Source organism: Arcobacter peruensis (assembly GCF_003711085.1).
Taxonomy (GTDB): domain Bacteria; phylum Campylobacterota; class Campylobacteria; order Campylobacterales; family Arcobacteraceae; genus Poseidonibacter; species Poseidonibacter parvus.
Genome location: NZ_CP032363.1, coordinates 679,981 through 706,149 on the forward strand (window position 1 = coordinate 679,981; position 26,169 = coordinate 706,149).

Consider the following 26,169-nt stretch of genomic DNA (forward strand, 5'->3'; position numbering starts at 1 on the left):
CCTTTAATGTCTGAAATTATACCTTATTTAGGGTTAAATTAATTCGTTAATTAGGAATATTCTATTAAAATAACTTTAAGACAATTAAAAAATAATAAAGGTCAAATAATGAATTTTTCAAATATGAAGATAGTTTCAATCGATGATAATGAGAATAATCTTTATTTAATAGAATCTATTTGCATGGATATGGATCTAAATGTTATAAATTTTACAGATCCTATTGATGCTTTAATGTATGTTTTACAAAACGATATTGATATGATATTAATTGATTATATGATGCCTAATCTAAATGGTTTAGAATTTATTGAGCAATTTAGAATAAATAAAAAAAATATTCCAATTATAATGATAACAGCAGCAGGAGAAGATGAATCAATTCATAAAAAAGCTTTTGAGTTAGGAGTTGATGATTTTTTAGCAAAACCTGTAAATGCAGTAATATTAAAAACAAGAGTTTTAAATTTACTTTCTAACTATCAAAATACAATATTAATTGAAGATAAAGCAAAACTACTTGAAAGTGAAATTGAAAAAGCAACAATGTCACTTATTAACAGAGAGCATGAAACACTAAGTATCTTAGGGAAAATGGCTGAATACAAAGACCCTGAAACTGCATCTCATGTATCAAGAGTTGCTCACTATTCAAAACTATTAGCCAAAGAATGTAAATTAGATGAAAAAGATCAAGATATAGTCTTTTATGCAGCACCTTTTCATGATGTTGGAAAAGTTGGTATTGAAGATAAAATTTTATTAAAGCCTGGGAAACTTGATGAAGAAGAGTTTACAATAATGAAAACTCATGCATCAATTGGTTATGAAATTTTAAAAGATTCTCAAAGCCAATATTTACAAGCTGGTGCAGTAATTGCTTTAGCTCACCATGAAAAATATGATGGTTCGGGATATCCTAACAATTTAAAAGGTGATGAAATTCATATCTTCGGAAGAATTGTGGCAATTGCAGATGTATTTGATGCACTAACTTCTAATAGACCTTATAAAAGGGCATGGAGTTTTGATGAAGCATTAAATTTCCTAAAAGAACAAAGTGGAAAACATTTTGATCCTGCAATAGTAGAACATTTTATAAATAGAATAGATGAAGTTACAAAAATATATAATTCATTTAAAGAAGAGTTTTAATAATTTAATTATTAAAACGTCTTAATTTCGAGGGTTCTTAACCTTGTTTATTTCATTTGTATATTTATATACCATATACACAACTTTTCTAGCATGTACGGTAAATAGATATCTTTTTGATTGTCTAGTATAAGATAATTTAGGTTTAAAAGATATTTAGGCTCTCTTTTTGTCTCTTTTCCTTTATTTATATATTTGTAATAATATGATTTTTTTATAAATTGACTTAAATTATGATATAATAAAAGCATAATCAAACTATAAGTAGGAAAAAATGTTAACGTATAGAAGAAGAGGAAGCTCTGAATCAACTACACATATCACTGTTAATTCAAATAGGAATACTAAATTCTTAGGATATTGTAATTGGTCATATACAAGAAATCATCATATAAATATTAATGAAGCTATAAGAATGTTTAGAAACTTTAATAGTATATATATTCCTTATTATATTAGAATCTTTAATGAAGTGCCAAGAAGTGTTTTATATGACTTTACTCAAAGAAATAATATCAAAGATTCTCAAATTAAAAAAATATATGTAAACCTTATAGAAAAAACTAGCTTTAGAGTTAAATCTTTATAAATAGATGAGCACATATTGCTTTGATGAACAATCTCAATTATTAGAAATAGCTATTCAAATCATAGAAGACTATGATGTTATAGATTGGTCTTTTGGTGGTGGTACTGCCTTATCATGTGTTTATTATAAACACAGAATGTCTTATGATATAGATATTTTTACAACAGATTTTGAAAGTATTAATAATCTAATATCTCATAAGGAAGAAATTGCTTCTAGTTTAGATATATCTAAGGATCAAGTAGAAGCATCTCCTTCAGGAATCACTTTTATACTTTCTGAAGATGATCATCAACTTAAGTTAGATTTTCTATACAGTGAATTATTATCAGCTGAACCTTTACAAATAGCAAATGTTTTAGAACAATCTAATATTAATGTGCAAACTACAATTGAAATAATTTCGAAAAAATTAAAATATAGAGAAATATTAACTATTAGAGATTTTGTAGATTTTGCATATGCTCAAGAAAATGATAAAGTTTTAACAAAAATCAAAGAATTAAATATTATTGATTTGGAAAGATTTATTGATGTATTAACTCAATTTGAATCAATTTCTGAAGAAGATTTTAATCTAGAACTTAAATACTTAAATCCAACTTTTATGAACGAAAAAAGATGTATTACTGAAGAGTTATTTAGTGCATTAACTCCAAATAATTTTATTTCAATTGCAATTAATGAAAATTTTGAAGTTTTAGCAATTGATAACTGGATTAAATTTTACCAAGATGACTATGAAAGTGTTGGTGAATACAATATATATGAACATATTAATAAACAAAAAATTTCTGATTTAATAATAAAGAATATCGATAGAATAACATATGAAGATATTTATCAACTTGAACCCTTTTTAGTTAAAAAACTGCTCCCAAAATTATAAAAATACAATTAAAGTTAAATTTATTCATAGAGCTTATTATCCCTATCTATTCTACTAATTAGTATACTTTAAATTTAAAATAAATACTAAAAAATGATAATATTTTTATCAAAAATCAATACATTTATGCTAAAATATTACTAATTTAATACATAGAAAAGTGCTGAAACTGTAAATAATATATTTAATAACTAACTGCACAAATGCAAAAAAATTTAATCTTACCTTATCTTTAATAAATCAAGTGAAATCCCAATTTAAAAGTGATACTTTATATCAGGATATTATTCTTTATGAAATATTTTGTATTAGAAAAACAGACTATTTATATAAAAACAAATCAATTAAACTATTACATAGTTTATTAAAAGAAATAACTTCGTATACAAGTGTAAAAGTTTTACTAGAATTGGAAGTTGCATTACTAAGAGATGATATGTCTGAATTTAATAAAGTATTTAATAAAAACAGAAACTTAGTATGTTGTTAAACTTTTATGAGTTATCTGTTTATTCTCAAATAGATCATATTTACGATCCAATAGAAGATTTTATAAAAAATCATGATATTGATTCATATAAAGATGAAAAAGAATTTTCTATCTATAATTTATTCAGATTAATAAATAATTATATAAAAGACAATTCTTTTACTAATCGTGGAGAGATATTAAAATCTTTAAATATTTCAAGAAAATATCAAAAAACATTTGATTTCGAACACTTAAATTGGTTTCTTAGGAAAAAAAACGATATGGAACTTTTAAGATTTATTGACCAAATAGTTAATTAAAAAAATGATTATGAATTTTTTCTAAGAAGTCAACTTCATCCTTGCTCAGACCTGTTTCTTTTGTACCTATATGGGCTAAAGTATTTCTGTGTGTATTAAATATAGAAATCCATTTAGTTTTTTCTGCTTTACTATAATGTATTAATAATTTCTGATTTATAATCAATATCAACCTTATTATCATCATTTTGTGAACCTAAAATATAATTCAAATTGAAGCCGTTATTAACACAAATTGTAGTAATATTTTCATACGGTATTTTGTTTCTAGCACGCCAATTTGTAAATGTACCTTGTTTTACATCCATAAACTGATATAGTTCTTTATCTGAGTTAAATTTCAGTTCTTTTTTTAATCTGTTAATGATTTCATCAAAATAATACAATTTGTTTTAATTTTCCTCCATATATAACACAACATGTGCTATTATTCTTTTACCAGTTTATCAAATCACATTTATCAGGGGTAACAAAATGCAATTATATAAACACTCTAACTTTTTATTTTATTAAAATCCTAACAATATTCAAAATCCACTAAATCACTATGGATTAAATCCAACATAATCAAATTATTAAATTTATAACCAATTGTAGAGTTTATACCCATATTTAAGCTCTACAGTGAGTTATCTCATTGGGTACATGCAGATTTACCCCTCATGTGTCGTTACTGTTTAAAAGGGTAAATTAAATAAAAAATACATAGGTTTACAAAATAAGTTTAATTGAAAAAGGAGAATAGAAATAGATTAGAGAATTTATCAAATATTAAGACTCCCTAGTTTCTAGGATTCTTAACTTTATTTATTTCATTTGTATATTTATAAACCATAAAATCGAACATCTTTGTATTTTGATTTTTTTGGAAGAAAAGAAACATTTCAACAAATCTAAATGACATTCTAAAAAATCCTGCAAAAGGAATTGCGTATGTTAAAAAAGTTGAGTATGTTCTATATGGATAATAGTTATCAAGCTCTTCTTTTAATTCTTTTAAAACAAGACTTTCTTCTTGTAAAGTGTCTCTATCTTGTGATGAAATAACTTTGATTGCTAAAAAAAAGTTTAAAACAAACATTAAAGCATTTAAATTCCATCCAATTATACATATATCTAAGTAGCTCATTAATTCTCCAATTTTTATAAGGATGATTATATCAAATTGTTTTTGATATAATTTTAAAAAATTAACAAAATGGGAAAGTATGACTTTTAATGGATTTAAAAAAGAAGCAATAGAGTTTTTAATAGACCTTGAAATGAACAATACAAAAGTTTGGTTTGAAAACAATAGACATATTTGGGAAGAGCATATTTTAAAGCCAAATGTAGCTTTTGTAGAAGAAATGGGCGAGACTTTAGAAATGCTAGTTCCTATGATTAATGCAAAGCCTAAAGTATCTGGTTCTTTATTTAAAATATATAGAGATACTAGGTTTTCAAAAGACAAAACTCCTATGAAAGATAAAATTGGAATAATCTTTTGGCAAGGTGGTGCTCATAGAATGCAAAGTGCAAGTTATTATATTTTTTATAATATTGAACAATATTATATAGCAACTGGTATTAGGATTTTTAAGCCACCTTTACTTAAAGCCTATAGAAAATATATTCAAAATAAAACAAATGCTAAAAATCTACATGAAATTTTAGAAGATATAAAAGCAAAAGGTTATCAGCTTCCAGAACCTAAATACAAAAGACTTCCTCAAGGCTTTAAAGAAGAAGATGAGTATTCATATCTTTCAAAATATAATGCAATGTTTGGATTTGCGACATATGATATTGATGATGTGTTTTTTAGCGAAGAAATTGTAGATAAAACTTTTAAAGTTTATCAAGATATGGATAATCTTCGAGAATGGTTATATGAGCTTACTTTAACAGTTGAAGATTAGGAACATCTTTGTATAATAAATTTTTAAAACACTTAAGGTAAATAATGAAATTAATTGAAGAAAACATCACACAAACACTAGATGAGATTTATTTAATAGAAACACTAAACTTAGATAATAAAACAATTTTAGAGCTAGGTTGTGGAAATGCATCTATGACAAAACAACTAGCATCAAATGGTTCAAATAGAAAAATCATTGCTTGTGAAGTAGATGAAGTACAACATCAAAAGAACCTAAAATTAAATATAGAAAATATTGAGTTTAAACTAAATGGTGCACAAAAAATTGAACTTGGAGATGAATGTATTGATATGATTTTTATGTTTAAATCTTTTCATCATATTCCTTATGATTTAATGAAAGAAGCATTAAAAGAAATTAAAAGAGTTATAAAACCAAATGGCTTAGTTTATATTTCTGAACCACTTTTTAAAGGTGAACAAAATGAACTAATCGCAATGTTTCATGATGAGCAACAAGTAAGAATTGATGCTTTTGAACATATCAAGGAAGCGGTTGAGTCTGAACAGTTTAAACTATTTAGAGAAATCTTTTTTCAAACAGAAATAGTTTATGAAAACTTTGAAGACTTTAAAAACAAGCAAATGAACCAAACGTATAATGATCATACTATTACAAAACAACTAGAAGAAGAGATTGAAAATAAATTTAATAGCTTTAATGATGGAAAACAAACATCATTTATGAAACCTTTTAGAGTTGATATTCTACAAAAAATATAAATACATATTAAATAAGATAAGAGAAAAAATGACAAATACTGAATACATAACAAAAATAGAAAAACTGATATCTTGGGCACATGCTTATTATGTTGAAGATAATCCACAAGCAAGTGATGAAGAGTACGATTTACTAAGTAGAGAATGTTTAGCTTACGAGCAAGAGAACCCTAACCTATCTCATCCAAACTCACCAAATAAAAGAGTTGGTGGTTTTGTTATGGAAGGTTTTAATAAAGCAACTCATTTAAGTAGAATGTGGTCGCAAGAAGATGTTTTTAATACAAAAGAGTTAGAAGACTGGATTAATAGAGCAAAAAAAGTAAATACAAATCTTGATTTTTACTGTGAGCCAAAATTTGATGGAGCATCTTTAAATCTTATTTATGAAAATGGTTTATTAAAACAAGCAATTACTAGAGGAGATGGAACTGTTGGTGAAGATATTACGAATAATGTAAAAACTATTCACTCTATTCCACTTCAAATAAAAGAAAAGTCACTTCTTGAAATTAGAGGTGAAATTGTAATCAAAAAAGCAGACTTTGAAAAAATCAATCAAGATAGATTAAAAAATAATGAAGCACTTTTTGCAAACCCTAGAAATGCTGCAGCAGGAAGTTTAAGACAACTAGATCCAAGTATTACTGCTAAGAGAAAGCTATTTTTTAATGTTTGGGGAGTTGGTGAAAACTCATTAGAGTTTACAAAAAACTCGTCAATGATGGAATATATTTATTCATTAGGTTTTGCTCATCCACCAATGACAAGTCATACTAAAACAGTTGAAGGTATTGAAAAACTATATCATGAAATTATTGAAGCTAGAAATAGTATTGAAATGATGTTAGATGGAATGGTAATTAAAATTGATGACTTAGAAACACAAGAAGAATTAGGACATACAGTAAAATTTCCAAGATATTCTTGTGCTTATAAATTTCCAGCAGTTGAAAAAACTACAAAAATTGTAAATATTATTCAACAAGTTGGACGAACAGGAGTTATAACTCCTGTTGCCGTAGTTGAACCTACATTAATTGATGGTTCAACAGTTGAAAGAGCATCCTTACATAACTATGATGAAATTGCAAGACTTGATTTAAGAATTAATGATGAAGTAATTATTATCAAAAGTGGAGATATTATTCCTAAAATCACAAAAGTTTTTAAAGACAGACGTAATGGAACACAAGAGGAAATAAAAAGACCAGAAAATTGTCCACAGTGTTCAAGTGAATTACTTGATGAGGGAACTTTAATCAAGTGTCAAAATCTTGATTGTCCTAGTATTGTTGCAAACTCTATTATATATTTTGCTAGCAAAAACTGTATGAATATAGATGGTTTAGGAATTAAAATAGTTGAGCAATTAGTGCGAGAAAAAAAGATATATGATATTTTAGATTTATACTCTTTAAACTATGAAAAACTACAAGATTTAGAAGGTTTTAAAGAAAAGAAAATAAACAATCTTTTAAATTCAATTGAAAATACAAAAGGTACAACACTTCATAGAGTTATAAATGCTTTAGGAATTGAACATATTGGTGAAGTAGCTTCTAAACAGATTTGTTTAGAATTTGGATTAAATGTTGTAAATATTGATTTAGATTCACTTGTAGCACTTGATGGAATTGGTGAGCAAATGGCTAATTCTTTTACTGAGTTTATGAGAGTAAATAATGAATTAGTTTTAAAACTACTTGATATTATTAAGCCTGTTGTTGAAGAAAAGATTGAAGTAAGTGACAATAACTTTAAAGACAAAACTGTAGTACTTACAGGAACAATGAGTGTTAGTCGTGGTGTAATCAAAAAACAACTTGAAGCTCTTGGCGCAAAGGTAGGTTCTTCTGTATCTAAAAAGACTGATTATTTAGTATATGGAGAAGATGCTGGAAGTAAATATGATAAAGCAGTTGATTTAAAAGTAACTACACTTACTGAAGAAGAAATGAACGCAATGATTAAATAAATGTGTTACTTTTTTCTATAGTTCCATAAAGAATCAAAAAAATATTGAGAATTGCTATCTTTTTGATACGCTTTTACTTTATAATAAATAAAATTTTAAATGATAAAAATAAGGCTACTAAATGAGTGAAGATATAAAAAGAGAAAAATCGTTAACAATGACTATGTTAATGACTCCTGATAAAGCAAACTTTTCTGGAAAAAATGTGCATGGTGGTGAAATATTAAAAATGCTTGACCATGTTGCATATGCTTGTGCGGCAAGATATACAGGAATGTATGCAGTTACATTATCAGTTGATATGGTACTTTTTGAAAATCCAATTAAAATTGGATCATTAGTTACATTCCATGCATCTGTAAACTATACAGGAAGAACATCAATGGAAATTGGTATCAAAGTAATTTCTGAAGATATCAAAGATCATACAATCAAAAACACTAATGTATGTTACTTTACTATGATTGCAGTTGATGAAGCTGGTAAACCAACACCAGTTCCAAAGTTAAATCTTGTTACTGAAGACGATAAAAGAAGATATGAAGATGCTATTAGAAGAAAAGAATCAAGAATGTCATCTAGAAATTTAAATAAATAGTTAAGTTTTATTTAGATAATAAAAAAGGGGAATGAGTTAACTCATTCCCCTTTTTTTGTGTTTAATAAAATATATTAAGCTTTTTGCTCAATATATTCTTCATAACTTCCTTTAAAATCAATAATTGATCCATCAGCTTGAATTTCAATAATTCTATTTGCGTATACATCTAATAATTCCCTATCATGCGATACACAAACTACAGAACCAGGATATGCAAGTAATCCCTCACCTAATGCAATAATTGCTTCTAAGTCAAGGTGATTTGTTGGCTCATCTAAAATCATAAAGTTTGGTTGTTCTAACATAATTTTCGAAAGCATCATTCTATGTTTTTCACCACCAGAACAAGATTTAACAGATTTTTCTTGCTCAGTTCCGTTAAATAACATTCTTCCTAAACAGTTTCTAATTTCTGCTAAATCAGCATCTCTATCAAAATCTCTTAACCAATCGTAAAGTGTTACATCACCTTTGATTAAATCTGTTGCATTTTGAGGGAAGTATCCATTTTGAATAGTAGCTCCCCAATGAACAACACCTTCATCTGGTTTGATGTTTTCAACCATAATCTCACACATAGTTGTTTTACCAATACCATTTGGTCCGATTAATGCAATTTTATCATCTTTTTCAACTGTAAATGAAACATTATTTAGTACAACTTCACCATCAAATGACTTAGAAATATTTTTAAGACTTAATAACTCTTTACCAACTTCTCTTTTTTGTCTAAAGATAATAGATGGATCACGTCTAGAAGAAACTTGAATAGCTCCAACATCTAATTTATCTAATTGTTTTTGTCTAGATGTTGCTTGTTTTGCTTTAGAAGCATTCGCAGAAAATCTAGCAATGAATTTTTCTAACTCATCTTTTTCTTTAAGTTTTTTATTAACATCTGTTTCATTTTGTTTTGCGATTAATGTAGATGCAATATACCAATCATCATATGTTCCTGTAAATTCTCTAATTTGTTTGTAATCAACATCTAAAATATTTGTACAAACTGCATTTAAAAAGTGTCTATCATGTGAGATAACTACCATAGTACCATCATGGTGTTGAAGTTGGTTTTCTAACCAACCAATAGTAGCAATATCAAGGTTATTTGTAGGCTCATCTAAAAATAATACATCAGGTTTTGGATATAAAACTTGTGCAAGTAAAACTTTGAATTTATCTCCACCAGTAATAGATGACATCAAATCATTTTGTTGAGCAGCAGGGAAGCCTAAATCTTCAAGAATTTTAGTAATCTTTACATCATACTCATAAGTTGGATCTTCTTCACAACAAACTATTTCTAGTTCACCTAGTTTATCACCAATTTCATCAGTATACTCTTCAAGATAAAGTTTTTCTTTTTCTTTAATTGCATCATAAAGTCTTTTGTTCCCCAAAAGTACTGTATCAAAAATTGAATACTCTTCGTAAGCAAATTGATTTTGTCCTAAAGTTCCAACTTTTTTACCATTTTGAACTTGTACTTCACCTTCAGTTGCATCTTCAATTCCTGAAAGAATTTTTAAGAATGTTGTTTTACCAGCACCATTAGCACCAATTAAACCATATCTTTTCCCAGTATCTAATTTTACATTTATGTCTTGAAATAAAACTCTTGAACCAAAAGCTTTTTTTAGATTTACAGTTTGAACCATATTATATTATTCTCCGTATTGATATTCTTTTTCTAGTTATGTCGCGATTATATCTAAAAAAAATTATTCTAAAATTAAAGCTCACTTTCAAAAGCAAGTGTCATTAGGTCTTCTTGTGTTAATTCTTTATTCTCTTTTTTAACAGGAGGATTTTTGATTTTTAATACTTTATCTTTTAATTCATTTAAATTATATTTTGATAAATTCTGAATTAACATATCACTGATTTTTTCTTTTGTTAAAGTTCCATCTTTAATCATTCCACTTATAAGTTCATTTAAATTATTTTTCGTATTTTCATATTTTTTTTCTTCATCAGTTAAAGAAATATAGGCTTTATCTAGATAATCCATAACTGCTGAACCTGGATATTTGTAAGTTGGTACAGATTTATAAATATATTTATGACACTTAACGTCTTTTAGTTTAATTCCTGTAAATACAGCACCATAAACTGTTTTTAAACCTTCTAAGTCTTTTATAGGATTATGAGAACATACAAAATCTTCTTTAACAATTGATGGTGAATATTTTAAAGATGCAATATTATTTCTTAAGACAATAAAACTACCACCTACTTCTTTAGGAGAACCTTTTAAAGATGATATTTCATTTTTAAAACAATGAAAATTTCCAGTAACTTTTGTAGGAGATCCCACTAGTGAAACTAACTCATTATCACTAATATCAAAATCACCATCTACAATATTAAATTTAAGAGGAAGTTTCAATAAATTAGATAACCTATCTGCTAATCTTACATCTCCATTTACATCAACCGAATTATCTTTTAAAATATGAAAATTACTAATTCCATGTTTTTTTAACCATCTGTTAATATCATCAATATTTGAAAGTTCTACAAGAGGTTTATAAATATGATCAACAACTTCACTACCTTTATATCTCCAAATATTTTGCTCTTCATCATGAGAACTTGTGACATGATTTAATCTAATATCTGTAACTAAATCCCAACCAATTTCATCTGCAATATTTTCTAAATCTGTTAGCTTATTTCCATTACAAATATAATCATGTCCTACAGTTATTGGGCCACCTGTTAGTTCTTCTAAGAAATTGTTAGAACAGTCAAAATGAGTTTCAACATATCGTGAACCACCTTTTAATGAACCAATTTTATTATTTGAACATTTGAAGTACCCCTTAACCGTTCTAGGGCTTCCTTTAATTGATGAAAGCTCATTCTCATTACAATCAAAAAAACCATTTACTTCTTTTGGACAATAAGATAAAGATGTTAATTTATTATTAGAACAATCAAAATCACCAACTTTATAAGGTGCACCTAAAAGAGATTTTAGTTTATTATTAGAACAATTAAAATCCTTTAATACATTTTCAGGAGAACCTTCCAATGATTCTAAAGAGTTATTACTTATATCAAAATAGCCATCTACTGTTTTGAATTTAATCGGTAATTTTTTATCTTGTAGTTTTCCATTTAAATTTACATTTCCAAAAACGCTTACTTCTAAATCATCACTTATAATGTAATTAGTTATAGAAAACTTTTTTAACCAATCTTCTATATCTGGAACACTTTTCATATCTTACCTTTACTGTACTTTTATATATTATTTATAATATTCTATCATCTTATTTCTTATAGCTTTTTAATTATTTTATAGAATGCTGTAATTCACTTGATTTTAAGTAAGCACTAGATAATATTTATAAAATATAAGATTAAATTTATGTCTATAAAATATACTTACTTACACTATTAAAGGTAATTAAATGCTATACAAAATACTTTTTGTTAATATTTTATTAGTATTAAATATTAACGCTAATTCAATTACAATCGCAGTTGCAGCTAATGTTTCTTATGCAATTAATGACTTAATCAAAGAGTTTAATACAACTTTTCCTAGTACAAAAGTTAATGTAGTTTTAGGAAGTAGTGGTAAATTAACAGCTCAAATAACACATGGTGCACCTTATGATTTATTTATGTCTGCAAATATGAAATATCCACAAAATTTGTATAATAATTCCAAGGCAATTTCTATACCAAAAGTTTATGCAAAAGGTTCATTAGCTTTATTTAGTAGTAGAAAATTAGATTTGAAAAAAGATTTAAATGAACTCTTAAAAGATAAGAAGATCAAACAAATAGCTATAGCAAACCCTAAAACAGCACCTTATGGAATTGCAAGTTTTGAAGCTTTAAAAAATGCAAAAGTTTTTAATGATGTAAAATCAAAATTTGTTTATGGAGAATCAATTTCTCAAACAATTTCTTATGCTGTAAGTGCTACTGATATTGGAATAATCGCTAAATCATCACTGTTTTCAGACAAAATGAAGCAGTATAAAGAAAATCTTAACTGGAAAGAACTTGATAGTAATTTATATACGCCTATAGAACAAGGTATTGTTTTACTTAAACATGCGAAAAACAATAAAGAAGCTCTTTCTTTTTATAATTTCATTTTAGATAAAAAGGCACAAAGTATTTTTAAGCAATATGGATATTTAATCAATGAATAAACTTGAAGTTACTGTAAGTAAAATTGACACTCTAGAAAATCTAAATATAGTTCAATTTGATTTTAGTGGAATCAACTTATCAATGATGAGTTTAGGATTATCAAATATTAATGTAGGAAATAAAGTTGTTTTAAGCGTAAATGCTTCACATATTGCAATTGCAAAAGATTTTGAAGGTGAAATAAGCTTATCAAATAAACTTCCTTGTATAATTGAAAGGCTTGATAAAGGTGAACTTTTAAGCTCTTTAAGATTAAATATTGAAGATACAATTATAACAAGTATAATAACTACAAATTCTGTAAATAGAATGAATTTAAAAGAAAAAGACAAGGTATTAGCCCTAATAAAAGCAAGTGAGTTATCAATACAAAAGGTTATATCGTAATGAACTACCTTAATAATTTGGAATTTGAACCCTTTATTTTATCTTTTAAATTGGCACTTGTAACAACTATAATATTATTTATAATAGCATTACCACTAGCTTGGTATTTATCACAAACAAAATCAAAAGCTAAGCCTTTTATTGAAGCAATTACCGCTCTTCCAATTGTATTGCCTCCTTCAGTGTTAGGTTTCTATATACTTTATGTCTTGTCTCTAAACTCACCTATTGGAAGTTTCTTTGATGAATATTTTGGGATTAAACTAGTTTTTAATTTTACAGGTTTAGTTGTTGCTTCTTGTTTTTATAGTTTACCTTTTATGGTTCAACCAATGCAAAGTGGTTTTGAAAGTTTAAATAAAAATATGCTTGAAGCTAGTTATATAAGTGGTAAGAGCAAGTTTACAACACTTTTAAAAGTAGCCCTTCCAAATATTAAACCTGCACTTTTAACTGCAATAATCATAACTTTTGCTCATACAGTTGGAGAGTTTGGAGTTGTTTTGATGGTTGGAGGAAGTATTCCTGAAGAAACAAAAGTTGCATCTGTTGCTATATACGAATATGTAGAGATTTTAGATTATGCAAACGCTCATATTTATAGTGCTATTATGCTAATAATGAGTTTTGTAGTTTTATTTGCAGTATATGTTTTCAATGCAAAACAGAAAAAAACATTTATATAGGAAAGATAATGAAAAAAGAAAATTTACTTATAGTTATTTCAACTAAAGATATTGATAGTATATTAAAATTCCCTTTGCTTTATGGTGGTGTTTCAATACCTAGAAATTATTGGAAAAGAGTCCATATAATGTTTTGGGGAGCTTCTATTAAAGCTGTTGTCAAAAGCAAAAAAATTAGAAAAAAAATCAAAGAGATTAAAAAAGATGGAGTTGAGTTTTCTTCTTGTATTGTTTGTGCACAAGAATATGATGCTGTTAAAAAGTTAGAAAAACATGGCATTGTTTGCAATCATACAGGTGAACTTTTGAATGAAGCCTTACAAAATGATAAAACTTGGTCAACACTTACAGTTTAATATGATAAAAATAGATATAAATAAACAACTACATGGTTCATCTGGAGCCATGGATTTGCAAGTAAAACTTGATATAAATAAAGGTGATTTTATTGCACTTTCAGGGCTTAGTGGAAGTGGTAAAACAACCCTACTTCGTATTTTGGCTGGTTTAGAGAATGCAAAAGGCTTTATTAGTGTAGATGAAAAAGTTTGGCTTGATGATAAGAATACTCTTAGTATTCAAAAAAGAAAAATAGGTTTTGTTTTTCAAGATTATGCATTATTTGACAATATGAGTGTTGAGCAAAATCTTTTATATGTAAATAAAGATAAAAAGCTTGCTCAAAAGCTTTTAGCAATTACAGAACTAACAAAGTTAGCAAAAAGATTGCCTAATACTTTAAGTGGTGGACAAAAGCAAAGAGTATCACTATGTAGAGCTATGATGAATAATCCTGAGCTTTTACTAATGGATGAACCTCTTTCAGCACTAGATCCAAGTATGAGAATAAAACTTCAAAATGAAATACTAACTTTACATAAAGAGTTTAAGACAACTACAATTATGGTAAGTCATGAGCCTAGCGAAATTTATCGTTTAGCAAATCGTGTAATAGTTTTAAATCAAGGGGAAATTATAAATGATGGGAATCCAACTGAAGTATTATTAAAAACATCTGGTTCACAAAAGTTCTCTTTTGAAGGTGAAATATTAGATATTATTAAAACTGATGTTATTTATATTGCAATTATTTCAATTGGACAACAGTTAGTTGAAGTTGTATTGTGTGAAGACGAAGCTAAAAGTTTTAAAATAACAGATAAAGTAAGAGTCGGTACAAAAGCTTTTGCACCAACTTTAACTAAAGTCTAATAAATTAGTTTATAAATTCAACAATATCTTCAAGTTTTTCTCGCTCTTGAGATGATTGTTCATTTATTCTATATCCAAAAGGTAAAACAACTGATAATTGGTATTTTGTAGTATCTAAACCTAAAATTTCTTCAACTTTCTCTTTTTCATAACCTTCAATTGGACATGAATCAATTCCTTTAATTCCTGCAGCTGTCATCATATTTCCTGCTGCTATATAAGTTTGTCTTGCTGTCCATGAATAAACATTTTCATCACTTGATAAAGTTTCTTTTAAATGATCAGCATATAAACCTAAATAAAAATCTAATTTTTCTTGAGGCATTGCTCTTCTTTTAAATTTTCTCTCAACTATCCCAAACTCTGGTTTAACAGCATCAATAGCTGCTAACACTAGTACTAAATGAGAACAAGAAGTAACTTGAACTTGATTCCAACAAGCAGGTCTAAGCTTAGCTTTTAACTCTTCATTTGTAATTACTAAAAACTTCCAAGGTTCCATACCAAAAGATGATGGAGATTTTCTTCCTGCTTCTAAGATATAATTCATATCTTCATCTGATATTTTTTTTGTTTCATCAAAAACTTTACATGCGTGTCTAAAATCCATTGCTTCTTCAAATGTTTTGTTCATTGTTATTCCTTTTCTATATTAAAATTTGTTTGTAAAATATTTGTAAATTTTTTTAACTCTAAATTTATATCTAAATCATCTTTAAAAATGTCATGTACTGAGTATGTTTTAAGAGGTTTCAAGCCACAAAATTGAAAGATTTTGTGAGTAGAGATATGCGCTTGGTCTAATGATAAACCATCAAAAAAACCATTTTTATTGTCAAACTCACAGAAAGGACAATTATAAGTTAAAGATAACATATATTTTTTTCCTTGTAATAATCCACCACTTCCATAAGTTTTAGAAGCATCAGTTCTACTTCTACCATCGTTTGCATATTGTACACCTTGAACAAGAACTTCATCAAAGTATTTTTTTGTAATCCATGGAAGTCCCATCCAATAAACAGGGAACTGTAAGATTATATAATCAGCCCATTTAAACTTTTTACCCTCTTCTTCAATATCATAACCTTTTTCAATATGTGTATGTTTCACTTCAAAGTTATTATTTTTTAAAAATTCATCAGCTTTGTTTACGTATTTTTTTGTTAGTTCACCTAAGGCAACTACATCATAATATTGATGTCCGTTAATTATTAAAACATTTTTCATTTTTTTATTTCCTTGCCTATATCTATCTAAATCATTTTGAAAATTATAGTACTCATAAACTTAATTATCTCTTACTTTACTTTAGGTAAGCAATAGTGTTTTATATTTATTGTGTTATAATTAATTTTAATTAGAAGGATATATATGTATCAAGTAAATGACAAAGAATTTAACTGCTCAATCTCGGTAACTTTAGATATTTTTAATGATAGATGGAAACTATCAATTATATGGCATTTGTTAGATTCAGATAAAAGATTTAAAGAATTACATAATGAAATAGATGAAATTACTCAAAAAACATTAACTGTAAAATTGAAAGAATTAGAAAAGAAAAATATTATAAATAGAGAAGTATTTGCCCAAGTTCCACCTAAAGTTGTTTATTCACTAACAGATGCAGGAAGAAGGCTAAAACCTGTATTAGACGATATGTTTACTTGGGGTGTTGGGTATGTTGAAGAGTTTGGAAAAATTACACCTAATGTACAATGTAAGATTAAAGAAGGTAAAAAATAAACTAAATTATGGAAAATTTTGCTTTAATTGCTCTTGCAATCACTATTGGATATGTATTACAAAAATTAAATATCTTTCCTACAGAAACACCTAATATCTTAAATAAATTTATCATTTATATTTCACTACCTGCAATAATTTTATTACAAGTTCCTAAATTAAACTTTTCATTAGATATCTTAATACCAGCAGTTATTGCATGGATTGTTATGCTTTTATCAGCCTTATTAGTACTTGGTATTTCAAAAGCTTTAAACTGGAGTAAAGAAATAACAGGAAGTTTACTATTAGTTGCTATTTTAACAAATAGTTCAATAATGGGAATTCCTATAATAAACGCATATATAGGTGAAGAAGCACTTCCTTTTGTACTTATATATGACCAATTGGGTACTTTTTTGGCACTTGCTGTTTATGGAGCTTTTATTACTGCTTACTATTCATCAAATTCTAATTTGAGTTTTAAATTAATTATTGTAAAAATCATTACTTTTCCATCATTTTTAGCACTTTTAGTTGCTCTACTTTTTTTAGGTCAAACATTTCCGCCAATTATTTCAAATATACTTGCGACATTTGCTAATACTTTAATTCCAGTTGCGCTTGTAGCTGTTGGTTTACAATTACAATTTAGACTACCTAGGGATGATATAAAACCTTTGAGTATTGCTCTTATTATTAAACTAATCATTGCTCCTATTATTGCTTATTTAACTATTGTTTTATTTGGTTGGAATAATTTAGCAGGTCAAGTATCAATATTTGAAGCAGGAATGGCTCCAATGATAACTGCAGGAGCAATGGCTTCAATGGCTGGATTAGCCCCAAGATTAAGTGTTGCAATTGTTGGTTATGGAATATTGATTTCTTTCATAACTACGGGAATTATTTTCAAATTAATCATGTAAAGAAAATCTCTTAACTATTTGTTAACACTATAACAGTAATATTACTTACAAATTTAATATAGGAAAATCCGATGATACAAACAACAAAGAAATTATTATTAGCTGCAGCTATTACTACAAGCTTAAATGCAGCTGGTGAATTATCTAAAAATGAAATAAAACAAATAGAAAATTTAGAATTATTTAAAAGAGCACAAATAAGTGTTACAAAAGCTTATGATATGGGAAACTTATATGCTTTAAAAATTAATGTTCAAGGTAATAATGATGAAGTTTTTTTAACAAAAGACAAAAAAAGTTTAATTACAGGTGAAGTTATTGATACTAATTCAGGAGCTAAAATATCTGCACCTGCAGATTTAACAGGAGTTAGAGGAAAAGAAGCGTTTGTTTATGGAAGTGGTACAGATGAATATTTCTTATTCACAGATCCAGAATGTCCATACTGTAAGAAGTTTGAATCATATTTATCACAAGTTGAAAAAAATGTAAAAATTAGAGTTTTCTATTATCCATTAGAAATGCATAGAAATGCAAAAGATATGTCTATTTATATCATGAGTAAAAAAACAAAAGCTGAAAAAATTGAAGCTATGTTAGATTTAGATGTAACTAGTGACGCTTATAAAAATAGAAAGTATTCAGATGCTGAATTAGCAAAATTAGAAGCACAATTAGCAGAACAAATGCAAATAGCTACAAAATTAAGCGTTCAAGGAACACCTGCTGTATTTGATAAAGATGGGAAAAGTGTTGCTTGGCCTAATATGCTTCAAAAGTATGGTGTAAACGTACAATAAAAATTAATACTTTTATTAATGTATCTTAAAAAAGCAGCTATAAAAGCTGCTTTTTACAATATCAATTTTTATATCAATATTTTAAATCTATAAAAGTCCAACCATTTTTGGAAGCCATAGTACAATCGAAGGTACAGCAATTAAAACTGCAATTGTAATTACATCTGCAATAAAAAATGGTGTAGTTCCTCTATATACATCTTGAACTGAACACTCAGGTCTAACACTTGCAACAACAAAACAATTAAGTCCTATAGGTGGGGTTATAAGACAGAGTTCCGCCATCTTAACAACAATAATACCAAACCAAATAGCACAAGCTGGACCAGATAATCCAAAAGCACTATCAGCAGCAGCTACAGATTCACCACCATTTAGTGCCATTACTGCAGGATAAGCTATTGGTAGAGTTAAAAGTAACATTCCAATTGCATCCATAAACATACCTAAAATTGCATATACACAAAGTATTGCTAATAGAGTAATCATTGGACTTTGCTCAAGCGTAACAATCCAAGATGAAAATGCATCAGGTAGTTCTGCAAAACCTAAAAATCTAACATATATTAAAACACCCCAAATAATACTAAATATCATAACAGTTAGTTTTGATGTTTCAATTAGTACTTTTTTAAAGTCTCCTAATTTCATTCCTTTGTATACAGCCATCATAAAGATAATAAATACACCTAAAGACCCAGCTTCAGTTGGAGTTCCAATTCCACCATAAATACAAATTATAATAATTGCAATAACAGAAAAAACAGGAAGTGTTTCAGGAATTGATGCAAATCTTTCTTTCCATGTATATCCTGTAACTGGTGGTCCAAAGTTTTTATTACTCATTGCTAGAAAAATAACAAGTCCAGCATAAATAAGTGCAGAAGTAACTCCTGGTAAAAACCCTGCCATTAATAATGCTCCAACATCTTGTTCTACTATAATTGCATATATAACTAAAATAGCAGAAGGAGGAATTAACGAAGCAAGTGTTCCACTAGCAGCAACTACACCTGCTGCAAATCTTTTGTTATATCCAAGTTTTAACATTTCAGGTACTGCAATTTTTGCAAATACTGCTGATGTTGCTAACGAGGCTCCAGAAACTGCGGCAAATCCAGCTGCTGAAAATACTGTTGCAACACCCATACCACCAGGAAGCCACCCTACCCATCTTTTTGCTGCTTCAAATAAAGCTTTTGTTAATCCCGTATGATAAGCTAAAAAACCTATTAATATAAAAGCTGGGATTAGTGAAAGTGCTAATGATGATACTTTTGAATGAGGAATAGTACCAGCCATTTTAACAGCTACTATAAAACCTTTTTCAAAACCTAATTTTGCAGCGAATATCCAAACAAGGCCAAGGAAACCAGAAATACCTGCCGCAAAAGCAACTCTCATACCAATAATTACCATAAAGAGCATAAAACCAGTCATTATAAGGCCAATATCAAGTTTATCCATACCAGCCATTATTGAAATAATATCCATTATTTTACTCCATACGATTTATTATCAGATTCAACCGCTTCGGCTGCATTTTCTACTCTAGGAACTGCAACAGCATCAGTGTCATTGTTTTTAATAGCTCTAATATATGCCCATATTTGAATTATAAGCCTAAGTGCTAAAAATGTTAAAGCAACGGGAACTACAAGTTTTGCAGGCCAAGTTGGAAGATCAATATCTAAAGATGTATCTCCAAGGTTGTAAGCTCTTAAAAAGTGTAAAGATGAACCATATATTAAAACTAATGTTAAAAAAAGAATAATTGTAGTTGTAAATAATTCTGTAACATAAAAAAATCTACCTTTTAATTTCGAAACTAGCATATCCATACGAATATGGCCACCTTCTCTTTGAGTATAAGCAATACCTAAAAAAGCAAAAAAGGCCATAAATTGTTCTATCCAGTCAATATATCCATTAACAGGCATAGAAAATAACCATCGACCTAAGATATTAACAGTTGAAATCATTACAATTAAAAAAATAACAACACCACCTAAAAAGCTCATAAAACTTTCTATTTTTAGAAAGAACTGATCAACCTTACTTAAAGTTGATTGATCAGTTTTTATTTTTGAGTCTAAAGACATAATAATTCTTACTTGTTAAATAAGTTTTTTGTATAGTCAAATAATTCTTGAGACTTGAATTTTTTTGAATACTGTTTTATCCACTCTGAATTTACAGATTGAGATAATTCACTTAATTTCGCTGTTTGCTCTGGTGTAAATGTAACTAGTTTTAGACCAGATTCAGCTAATTCAGCTTCATATTTTTTAGTTGTTTTTTCATAGTTCGCAACATAATATTCTAATGCTTCATCAACTGAACCTAAAAGTGCTTCTTTGTTTTTCTTAGATAATGAATCTAAAGCTTCAGTATTTACAACAACAGGACAGTTTGCAGAACCAAGGTTTAAGTTTGTAGTTGCCCAATTTCCTACTTTATACGATTTTGTAGCAAGATGTGCATGTGGTGCAAAAGATGCTCCATCAATAACTCCTGAGTTCATTGCTTGTCTAACTTCTGAAAAAGGAACACCTGTTTTAATAGCTCCTAGTTTTCCTAATACTCCCATAATTCCACCTGGACCTCTAACTCTTAATCCTTTAAAGTCTTCTAATGAATTTAAATCATCAGATTTTGAAACAATATTATATTGAGGAAGTGGTGTTGGCATTAAAAGTGTTGCATTCCATCTTGCTAAATCTTTTACAACTGTTGGATGTTTATAAACTTCTTGAGAAATTTTTGCAACCTGCGCTAATGTTACATCTTTTGAAAATGGTAATTCTGTAACTGTAATAGTTGGGTTCTTACCTTTATGATAGAAAGAACAAAATTGTGCCATTTCAAAAGCACCAATTGATATACCATCAAGATTTTCTTTTGATTTTGATAATCCACCATAAGAAATGTTAAGTTTAAAGTCACCATTTGTTTTTTGCTCAACAAGCTGCGCTAATTTTTCAACATTTTCCGTAAATGCTCTTTGTTTACCCCATAGTGAAACATTCCACGTAGTTTGTGCCTGAGCAGCAACAGCTAATAATGTACTCATAGCTACAATTGATGTTAATTTTTTCATAGTAATCCTTTTTTATATTTTATAAAATGATTCTATCAGTCACTTCTTTAAAAAATTCTTAAAAAAGAACTAAAATGAAACAATTTTGAAACAATTTTATAATACTTTTTTTACTTTTATTTATTTTTTTACCAATATTTTGTTATTATTACTAATGGTTAAAAAACAAAAAAGCAGAACTTATACTCTTGAATATATTGAAAAAATATTTAGGGTTATTCCTATTACATTTATTTTAATATTATCAATGGTTTCTATTTTTGTAGCTTTTATTATCTTAGAATCAAAACAAAAAAGAGATATAGATCTTTTACAACAAAAAGAGCTTCTAAATAATCAATTTTATAAAAAAGAAAAACTCGCAAATTTTTCTAATATTGTTAAAAATGCTGTTAATGAAGAGCTTTCATCTGTAAATAAAGTGCTTCAAGAGCATACTTATAAAGTAATAGGAAGTTTGAATAATGGTTTCTCAAATTTAGAAAATGATAATACGATAAAGTTTTTAGAAAAATATGAATATGAAAATAATATAAAAATAGTACTTTTTAAGAAGTCAAACTTAGAAGTACTCTATGGGGATGATAAAGTAGATTACTTGTCAAAACTTATTTTTGGAAAGAAGAATAAAACTTATAAAGACATAGTTTTACAATATATCTATTCACAAGGACGGTATAACCTTCAAGAGTGGAAAAACAATTTAACAGGAGTTCTAAAACTTAGTTTTTTTGATATTCTAGAAAAAAAAGATGGAACATATTATGTGGGAGCTTTTTCAAGAGATGAAAATATAAGATTGATCACTAGAAGTATCATTATTGATGAGATTGATAAGTTAAATAAAAGTAATGATTATAATATTTGGTTTTATGATTTACTTACTAAAAGTACTTATAATTTTGAAAATGAAAACTTATATGCACATGTACCTACACTTTTATCTAAAAAAAGCAATAGTTATAAATACAAAGTCTTAAAACATTTTGATGAAAATGAAGAAATGAATAAAGACTTTTTAAATAGAACTTTATATAACTCAAAATATAAATTTGCAATATCTATTGATTATAATAAAAATTTCAATTTAAATACAACAAAAATAAAACAAAAATATCACTCTTTTTTTAAAACTGTTACAATATATATACTTATTTTTACACTTGTGATTATTATTGCATCTTTACTTTTTTCAAGGTTTACAAAAAAAATTTTAGATAGGTACAACAATGAACTTGAAGATAAAACAAAATCCTTGACTCACTGGAAAAATAGATTTGAACTTGCAATTATTGCCTCAAATGATGGTCTTTGGGATATTGACTTTGAGACTAATAAAATTTATTTTTCAAATAAATGGCTTGAAATATCAGGTTATAAAAGAGGCGAAATAGTTTCTTTCTCTGATTGGTTTAATCTAATATACAAAGATGATAAAAATGATGTAGAATTACTATTTGAACAAATTTTTGCAGGTAAACAAAACGATTTTATGTGTGAGTATAGACTTAAAACAAAAAATGATGGTTTTAAATGGATACTAGCACGTGGACGTCTTTTTATTGATAAAGATACAGGTCATAAAAGAATGCTTATGATGTCAATGGATATAGATAAAGATAAACGTCTAAAAAAAGAGCTTCTTGATGTAGAACTTCTTGTTGAAGATGGTAAAATAGTTTTATTTAAACTATTTAATGATGAAAACCTAAGCGTGAAATATATCTCAAATGCTATTAAAAATTATGGTTATTCGAAAAAACTTTTTGAAAACAGAGAAATGAACTTTTTAGATCTAATTTATAAAGAAGACATAAATATTATAAAAGTTGCAATGAATGCAGCATTAAGTCAAAACTTGGAAGATTTTACTTTTGTATGTAGAGCATTAAATGCATCAAATGAAATAAGATGGATTTCTTGTAGAACTTTAGTATTAAAAGATCATTCTGGAAATGTTGTTAATTTTTATGGATATATAAATGATATTACAAAAATAAAATTAAGTGAACAAGACTTAAAAATAAAAGTAGAAGAAGAACTTTCTAAAAATAGAGAAAAAGATAGGATATTAATCCAACAGAGTAAACTAGCAGCAATGGGTGAGATGCTTGGAAATATTGCTCATCAATGGAGACAACCTTTAAATAATGTTTCACTATTTTTGCAGTTTATTAAAGATAATTATAAAAATGGACATTTAAATGAAAATCCAAATGAAGCAATGGTAAATAAATATTTTGATAAATCCTTTACTCAAATACAATATATGTCTCAAACTATTGATGACTTTAGAAATTTTTATAAACCATCTAAGCAAAAAGAATATTTTAGTATTAAGTCTGCAATTTCCTCAAGTTTAGAGATAATCAAGGCACAACTAAAAGTTGAAGATATTGAATTAATCTTAGAAATAGAAGATAAAGAGTTTTTAGGCTTTGAAAATGAATTAAAACAGTCTTTATTAAACATATTCAGTAATGCACAAGATGCTATAAAACAAAAAAGAGAAAAAGAAAAGTTTGATGCATTAATAAAAATTGAAACACATTTGAGTAAGGATTTCTTAGAGATTTTTATAAAGAACAATGGTGGGAAAATAGATGAAGAAACAATTTCAAGAATTTTTGAACCCTACTTTACAACAAAATTCGAATCACAAGGTACTGGAATTGGTCTTTATATGACAAAATCAATTATTGAAACAAATATGCATGGAACTATTACAGTTAAAAATATAGAAAATGATAGTGTGAGTTTTAAAATAAAATTACCACTTAATATGGAGAAGATAAGATGAGTAAAATTACAAAAGTTTTATTAGTAGAAGATGAAGAAGATGCTAGAGAAATACTTGGTTTTTATCTTGATACAATTTTTGATGAAGTACAGATTGCATGTGATGGTCAAGAAGGGTTAGATAAATTTTTACAAAAAAAGGAAAAAGAAGAGTATTTTGATGTGATAGTTACAGATATACAAATGCCAAGAAAAGATGGAATGACTATGATTGAAGAAATAGCAAGTATTGAAGAGAATCAAAAATTTATTATAGTATCTGCGCACAAAGATGAAGAGTTTTTATTTAGATCTATCAATTTAAATGTAATGGGTTATTTTGTTAAACCTTTAGTTGTAGAAAATATTATGCAGCTTTTAAAGAAAGTAAAAAAATCTATTTTAGAAAAAGCGGAAACTATTCAAAATAAAGAAGTTGAAATAAAGCAAGTAAAAATCAATGATACCTTTAACTATGATAAAGATAAAAGACTTTTATATGAAGCAGATACAATGGTAAATCTTTCAAAAAAAGAAACATTATTACTAGATGCAATGATTAAAAGAAAAAATGAAATAAATACAATAGAAACATTAAAAATGGAAGTATGGAATAATACTAATATTTCAGATGCTACATTACGAACAGCTATTAAAAGACTTAAAGATAAAATTGCAAAAGATGATTTTATCGTTTCAAAAAAAGGTTTAGGATATATAATTGAATAATATTTTAACAAAATTAATTATAACAAGCTTATTTCTTACATTCCTTAGTGCTAATAAAGATAATCAAAAGTATTTAATAGCAACAGCAAATTCAGGAGGAACTTTTTATCCAGTTGGAGTTGGAATTGCAACTATTGCATCTTTAGAGTTATCCAAAAAAAATAAACTTATCTTTTCTGCCATTACATCTGCAGGATCTGCAGAAAATATAGATATGTTAGAAAACGGAAAGGTTAATTTTGCACTATTACAAGGCCTTTTTGCTTCTATGGCTTGGCAAGGAAAAGCTACATATGAAAACAAAGCAAAGAAAAATCTTAGATCAATTTCAATGTTGTGGCAAAATGTTGAACAGTTTACGATTAATAAAGACTTTGTTAAAACCGGAAATATAATGGACTTAAAAAATCTTTATGGTAAAAATTTTTCTATTAGTGGAAGGAACTCAGGGTCAAGGGTTTCTGCTGAAACGATAATGAATTCATTGGGAATTGATTTTAATAAAATGAATATTAAATATCTAGGATATACTCCAAGTTCTATTGCACTAAATGATGGAAAGATACAAGGTATGAATACACCATCAGGACCTCCTACAGCAGCTGTAACAAATTTATTTAGTTCAATTGGAGATAATATTAAAGTATTGGAATTTGAGAAAAAGAATTTAAAAGTTATTAATAATAATTATCCAGTATGGAATTCATATATTATTAAAGCAGGAACTTATCCAAATCAAATAAAAGATATTCATACAATTGCACAGCCTAATTTATTAGTTGTAACAAAAGAGACTCCAATGCAGACTGTATATCTTTTAACAAAAGCTATTTATGAGAATTTAGCTTTCTTGAATACTGTTCATAAAGCAACAAAAGTGATGTCTTTACAAAAAGCCATTCAAGGATTGCCAATGCCTTTACATCCTGGTGCTGTAAAGTTTTATAAAGAAAAAGGAATTAATATTCCAAATTTTTTGATACCTAATTAATA

29 protein-coding genes are annotated in these 26,169 nt (G+C 27.1%); 20 read left to right on the plus strand and 9 right to left on the minus strand.

Translation table 11 applies throughout. The annotated features are described in order from the left end of the window. Nucleotides 1-108 precede the first annotated feature (108 nt). The 5 genes from D3Z07_RS03395 to D3Z07_RS03410 all read left to right on the plus strand — a co-directional run bounded on the left by D3Z07_RS03395 (nt 109) and on the right by D3Z07_RS03410 (nt 3,425). Entirely contained in the window at nt 109-1,155 is a 1,047-nt protein-coding gene (locus D3Z07_RS03395) for an HD domain-containing phosphohydrolase (protein WP_122893091.1), read from the plus strand. Between the two features lie 274 nt (nt 1,156-1,429). Then, nucleotides 1,430-1,744, plus strand: coding sequence for a hypothetical protein (locus D3Z07_RS03400; RefSeq protein WP_122893092.1), 315 nt, complete (start codon nt 1,430-1,432; stop codon nt 1,742-1,744). A 4-nt stretch (nt 1,745-1,748) separates the two neighbouring features. Next, entirely contained in the window at nt 1,749-2,633 is an 885-nt protein-coding gene (locus D3Z07_RS03405; RefSeq protein ID WP_122893093.1) for a nucleotidyl transferase AbiEii/AbiGii toxin family protein, read from the plus strand. 244 nt (nt 2,634-2,877) lie between these two features. After that, a complete protein-coding gene (locus D3Z07_RS13835; protein ID WP_164707190.1) occupies nt 2,878-3,123 on the plus strand; it encodes a hypothetical protein in 246 nt (81 codons plus the stop codon). Beyond that, the gene (locus tag D3Z07_RS03410; RefSeq protein WP_122893094.1) at nt 3,114-3,425 is read left to right on the plus strand and encodes a hypothetical protein; all 312 of its coding nucleotides are present in this window, start codon (nt 3,114-3,116) and stop codon (nt 3,423-3,425) included. The genes D3Z07_RS13835 and D3Z07_RS03410 overlap by 10 nt, the downstream gene beginning before the upstream one ends. Nucleotides 3,426-3,556: 131 nt before the next feature. On the opposite strand, the gene D3Z07_RS03415 is transcribed toward D3Z07_RS03410, so the two are convergent. Beyond that, nucleotides 3,557-3,811 carry a helix-turn-helix domain-containing protein gene (locus tag D3Z07_RS03415; RefSeq protein WP_122893095.1) on the minus strand — a complete coding sequence of 85 codons (255 nt, stop codon included), beginning with the start codon at nt 3,809-3,811 and terminating at the stop codon, nt 3,557-3,559. Nucleotides 3,812-4,206: 395 nt separating this feature from the next. Next, nucleotides 4,207-4,554 (minus strand): hypothetical protein, encoded by a 348-nt coding sequence (locus D3Z07_RS03420; RefSeq protein WP_122893096.1) that lies wholly within the window; start codon nt 4,552-4,554, stop codon nt 4,207-4,209. Between the two features lie 79 nt (nt 4,555-4,633). On the opposite strand from D3Z07_RS03420, the gene D3Z07_RS03425 reads away from it, so the two are divergent. From D3Z07_RS03425 to D3Z07_RS03440, 4 genes are all read left to right on the plus strand, one after another. Then, nucleotides 4,634-5,326, plus strand: coding sequence for a TIGR02453 family protein (locus D3Z07_RS03425; protein WP_122893097.1), 693 nt, complete (start codon nt 4,634-4,636; stop codon nt 5,324-5,326). Nucleotides 5,327-5,370: 44 nt separating this feature from the next. Continuing rightward, entirely contained in the window at nt 5,371-6,072 is a 702-nt protein-coding gene (locus tag D3Z07_RS03430) for a class I SAM-dependent methyltransferase (protein WP_122893098.1), read from the plus strand. Between the two features lie 28 nt (nt 6,073-6,100). Further along, nucleotides 6,101-8,050, plus strand: a complete 1,950-nt coding sequence (gene ligA, locus D3Z07_RS03435; RefSeq protein ID WP_122894186.1) for an NAD-dependent DNA ligase LigA — start codon at nt 6,101-6,103, stop codon at nt 8,048-8,050. Between the two features lie 121 nt (nt 8,051-8,171). Next, entirely contained in the window at nt 8,172-8,648 is a 477-nt protein-coding gene (locus D3Z07_RS03440; RefSeq protein WP_076086171.1) for an acyl-CoA thioesterase, read from the plus strand. A gap of 74 nt (nt 8,649-8,722) precedes the next feature. On the opposite strand, the gene D3Z07_RS03445 is transcribed toward D3Z07_RS03440, so the two are convergent. Both D3Z07_RS03445 and D3Z07_RS03450 read right to left on the minus strand, forming a co-directional pair. Further along, nucleotides 8,723-10,309 (minus strand): ABC-F family ATP-binding cassette domain-containing protein, encoded by a 1,587-nt coding sequence (locus tag D3Z07_RS03445; RefSeq protein ID WP_076086169.1) that lies wholly within the window; start codon nt 10,307-10,309, stop codon nt 8,723-8,725. 74 nt (nt 10,310-10,383) lie between these two features. Then, entirely contained in the window at nt 10,384-11,880 is a 1,497-nt protein-coding gene (locus tag D3Z07_RS03450) for a hypothetical protein (protein WP_122893099.1), read from the minus strand. Between the two features lie 190 nt (nt 11,881-12,070). Between D3Z07_RS03450 and modA the strand changes: the two genes are divergently transcribed. Genes modA through D3Z07_RS03475 form a run of 5 tightly spaced genes read left to right on the plus strand, consistent with a single transcriptional unit; the run spans nt 12,071 to nt 15,112 of the window. Continuing rightward, nucleotides 12,071-12,826 (plus strand): molybdate ABC transporter substrate-binding protein, encoded by a 756-nt coding sequence (modA, locus tag D3Z07_RS03455; protein WP_076086165.1) that lies wholly within the window; start codon nt 12,071-12,073, stop codon nt 12,824-12,826. Next, nucleotides 12,819-13,214: a TOBE domain-containing protein gene (locus tag D3Z07_RS03460; RefSeq protein ID WP_122893100.1), complete on the plus strand. Its 396-nt coding sequence runs from the start codon at nt 12,819-12,821 to the stop codon at nt 13,212-13,214. Before modA ends, D3Z07_RS03460 begins: the two co-directional genes overlap by 8 nt. Beyond that, on the plus strand, nt 13,214-13,900 hold the full coding sequence (modB, locus tag D3Z07_RS03465; protein WP_076086161.1) for a molybdate ABC transporter permease subunit: 687 nt from the start codon (nt 13,214-13,216) through the stop codon (nt 13,898-13,900). Before D3Z07_RS03460 ends, modB begins: the two co-directional genes overlap by 1 nt. Nucleotides 13,901-13,908: 8 nt before the next feature. Next, nucleotides 13,909-14,256: a DsrE family protein gene (locus D3Z07_RS03470; RefSeq protein WP_076086159.1), complete on the plus strand. Its 348-nt coding sequence runs from the start codon at nt 13,909-13,911 to the stop codon at nt 14,254-14,256. A gap of 1 nt (nt 14,257) precedes the next feature. After that, entirely contained in the window at nt 14,258-15,112 is an 855-nt protein-coding gene (locus tag D3Z07_RS03475) for an ABC transporter ATP-binding protein (protein WP_122894187.1), read from the plus strand. A gap of 4 nt (nt 15,113-15,116) precedes the next feature. Here D3Z07_RS03475 and D3Z07_RS03480 read toward each other — a convergent pair whose 3' ends face one another. Together D3Z07_RS03480 and D3Z07_RS03485 are read right to left on the minus strand one after the other, a co-directional pair. Then, nucleotides 15,117-15,746: an NAD(P)H-dependent oxidoreductase gene (locus D3Z07_RS03480; protein ID WP_076086157.1), complete on the minus strand. Its 630-nt coding sequence runs from the start codon at nt 15,744-15,746 to the stop codon at nt 15,117-15,119. Nucleotides 15,747-15,748: 2 nt separating this feature from the next. Then, on the minus strand, nt 15,749-16,342 hold the full coding sequence (locus D3Z07_RS03485) for an NAD(P)H-dependent oxidoreductase (protein ID WP_076086155.1): 594 nt from the start codon (nt 16,340-16,342) through the stop codon (nt 15,749-15,751). Between the two features lie 144 nt (nt 16,343-16,486). On the opposite strand from D3Z07_RS03485, the gene D3Z07_RS03490 reads away from it, so the two are divergent. The 3 genes from D3Z07_RS03490 (at nt 16,487) to D3Z07_RS03500 (ending at nt 18,569) form a co-directional block, all read left to right on the plus strand. Beyond that, a complete protein-coding gene (locus D3Z07_RS03490; protein WP_076086152.1) occupies nt 16,487-16,861 on the plus strand; it encodes a winged helix-turn-helix transcriptional regulator in 375 nt (124 codons plus the stop codon). A gap of 8 nt (nt 16,862-16,869) precedes the next feature. After that, nucleotides 16,870-17,769: an AEC family transporter gene (locus D3Z07_RS03495; protein WP_076086149.1), complete on the plus strand. Its 900-nt coding sequence runs from the start codon at nt 16,870-16,872 to the stop codon at nt 17,767-17,769. A 71-nt stretch (nt 17,770-17,840) separates the two neighbouring features. Next, on the plus strand, nt 17,841-18,569 hold the full coding sequence (locus D3Z07_RS03500; protein ID WP_076086147.1) for a thioredoxin fold domain-containing protein: 729 nt from the start codon (nt 17,841-17,843) through the stop codon (nt 18,567-18,569). Between the two features lie 87 nt (nt 18,570-18,656). Here the strand turns inward: D3Z07_RS03500 and D3Z07_RS03505 are convergent, their stop codons facing one another. Genes D3Z07_RS03505 through D3Z07_RS03515 form a run of 3 tightly spaced genes read right to left on the minus strand, consistent with a single transcriptional unit; the run spans nt 18,657 to nt 21,669 of the window. Continuing rightward, complete coding sequence (locus D3Z07_RS03505; RefSeq protein WP_206423297.1) at nt 18,657-20,063, minus strand: TRAP transporter large permease; 1,407 nt, start codon at nt 20,061-20,063, stop codon at nt 18,657-18,659. Further along, a complete protein-coding gene (locus tag D3Z07_RS03510) occupies nt 20,063-20,671 on the minus strand; it encodes a TRAP transporter small permease subunit (RefSeq protein ID WP_122893101.1) in 609 nt (202 codons plus the stop codon). Before D3Z07_RS03510 ends, D3Z07_RS03505 begins: the two co-directional genes overlap by 1 nt. 8 nt (nt 20,672-20,679) lie before the next feature. Beyond that, nucleotides 20,680-21,669, minus strand: a complete 990-nt coding sequence (locus tag D3Z07_RS03515) for a C4-dicarboxylate TRAP transporter substrate-binding protein (RefSeq protein ID WP_076086143.1) — start codon at nt 21,667-21,669, stop codon at nt 20,680-20,682. 154 nt (nt 21,670-21,823) lie between these two features. On the opposite strand from D3Z07_RS03515, the gene D3Z07_RS03520 reads away from it, so the two are divergent. From D3Z07_RS03520 to D3Z07_RS03530, 3 genes are read left to right on the plus strand one after another with little or no spacing between them, the layout of a single operon-like run. After that, nucleotides 21,824-24,469, plus strand: a complete 2,646-nt coding sequence (locus tag D3Z07_RS03520) for a PAS domain-containing sensor histidine kinase (RefSeq protein WP_164707191.1) — start codon at nt 21,824-21,826, stop codon at nt 24,467-24,469. After that, on the plus strand, nt 24,466-25,176 hold the full coding sequence (locus D3Z07_RS03525) for a response regulator transcription factor (RefSeq protein ID WP_076086139.1): 711 nt from the start codon (nt 24,466-24,468) through the stop codon (nt 25,174-25,176). Before D3Z07_RS03520 ends, D3Z07_RS03525 begins: the two co-directional genes overlap by 4 nt. Next, nucleotides 25,169-26,167, plus strand: coding sequence for a TAXI family TRAP transporter solute-binding subunit (locus D3Z07_RS03530; RefSeq protein WP_122893103.1), 999 nt, complete (start codon nt 25,169-25,171; stop codon nt 26,165-26,167). Before D3Z07_RS03525 ends, D3Z07_RS03530 begins: the two co-directional genes overlap by 8 nt. The last annotated feature ends 2 nt before the right edge of the window (nt 26,168-26,169 follow it).

Bases quoted from the DNA above. Each gene is read 5' to 3' on its own strand.
- modA (WP_076086165.1), top strand. From the start codon at position 12,071: ATGCTATACAAAATACTTTTTGTTAATATTTTATTAGTATTAAATATT.
- D3Z07_RS03480 (WP_076086157.1), bottom strand. From the start codon at position 15,746: ATGAACAAAACATTTGAAGAAGCAATGGATTTTAGACACGCATGTAAA.
- D3Z07_RS03525 (WP_076086139.1), top strand. From the start codon at position 24,466: ATGAGTAAAATTACAAAAGTTTTATTAGTAGAAGATGAAGAAGATGCT.
- D3Z07_RS03395 (WP_122893091.1), top strand. From the start codon at position 109: ATGAATTTTTCAAATATGAAGATAGTTTCAATCGATGATAATGAGAAT.
- D3Z07_RS03440 (WP_076086171.1), top strand. From the start codon at position 8,172: ATGAGTGAAGATATAAAAAGAGAAAAATCGTTAACAATGACTATGTTA.
- D3Z07_RS03470 (WP_076086159.1), top strand. From the start codon at position 13,909: ATGAAAAAAGAAAATTTACTTATAGTTATTTCAACTAAAGATATTGAT.
- D3Z07_RS03495 (WP_076086149.1), top strand. From the start codon at position 16,870: ATGGAAAATTTTGCTTTAATTGCTCTTGCAATCACTATTGGATATGTA.
- D3Z07_RS03485 (WP_076086155.1), bottom strand. From the start codon at position 16,342: ATGAAAAATGTTTTAATAATTAACGGACATCAATATTATGATGTAGTT.
- D3Z07_RS03510 (WP_122893101.1), bottom strand. From the start codon at position 20,671: ATGTCTTTAGACTCAAAAATAAAAACTGATCAATCAACTTTAAGTAAG.
- D3Z07_RS03420 (WP_122893096.1), bottom strand. From the start codon at position 4,554: ATGAGCTACTTAGATATATGTATAATTGGATGGAATTTAAATGCTTTA.
- D3Z07_RS03460 (WP_122893100.1), top strand. From the start codon at position 12,819: ATGAATAAACTTGAAGTTACTGTAAGTAAAATTGACACTCTAGAAAAT.
- D3Z07_RS03520 (WP_164707191.1), top strand. From the start codon at position 21,824: ATGGTTAAAAAACAAAAAAGCAGAACTTATACTCTTGAATATATTGAA.
- D3Z07_RS03445 (WP_076086169.1), bottom strand. From the start codon at position 10,309: ATGGTTCAAACTGTAAATCTAAAAAAAGCTTTTGGTTCAAGAGTTTTA.
- D3Z07_RS03515 (WP_076086143.1), bottom strand. From the start codon at position 21,669: ATGAAAAAATTAACATCAATTGTAGCTATGAGTACATTATTAGCTGTT.
- D3Z07_RS03410 (WP_122893094.1), top strand. From the start codon at position 3,114: ATGTTGTTAAACTTTTATGAGTTATCTGTTTATTCTCAAATAGATCAT.
- D3Z07_RS03400 (WP_122893092.1), top strand. From the start codon at position 1,430: ATGTTAACGTATAGAAGAAGAGGAAGCTCTGAATCAACTACACATATC.
- D3Z07_RS03475 (WP_122894187.1), top strand. From the start codon at position 14,258: ATGATAAAAATAGATATAAATAAACAACTACATGGTTCATCTGGAGCC.
- D3Z07_RS03405 (WP_122893093.1), top strand. From the start codon at position 1,749: ATGAGCACATATTGCTTTGATGAACAATCTCAATTATTAGAAATAGCT.
- D3Z07_RS03505 (WP_206423297.1), bottom strand. From the start codon at position 20,063: ATGGATATTATTTCAATAATGGCTGGTATGGATAAACTTGATATTGGC.
- modB (WP_076086161.1), top strand. From the start codon at position 13,214: ATGAACTACCTTAATAATTTGGAATTTGAACCCTTTATTTTATCTTTT.
- D3Z07_RS03500 (WP_076086147.1), top strand. From the start codon at position 17,841: ATGATACAAACAACAAAGAAATTATTATTAGCTGCAGCTATTACTACA.
- D3Z07_RS03430 (WP_122893098.1), top strand. From the start codon at position 5,371: ATGAAATTAATTGAAGAAAACATCACACAAACACTAGATGAGATTTAT.
- D3Z07_RS03490 (WP_076086152.1), top strand. From the start codon at position 16,487: ATGTATCAAGTAAATGACAAAGAATTTAACTGCTCAATCTCGGTAACT.
- D3Z07_RS03425 (WP_122893097.1), top strand. From the start codon at position 4,634: ATGACTTTTAATGGATTTAAAAAAGAAGCAATAGAGTTTTTAATAGAC.
- D3Z07_RS03450 (WP_122893099.1), bottom strand. From the start codon at position 11,880: ATGAAAAGTGTTCCAGATATAGAAGATTGGTTAAAAAAGTTTTCTATA.
- ligA (WP_122894186.1), top strand. From the start codon at position 6,101: ATGACAAATACTGAATACATAACAAAAATAGAAAAACTGATATCTTGG.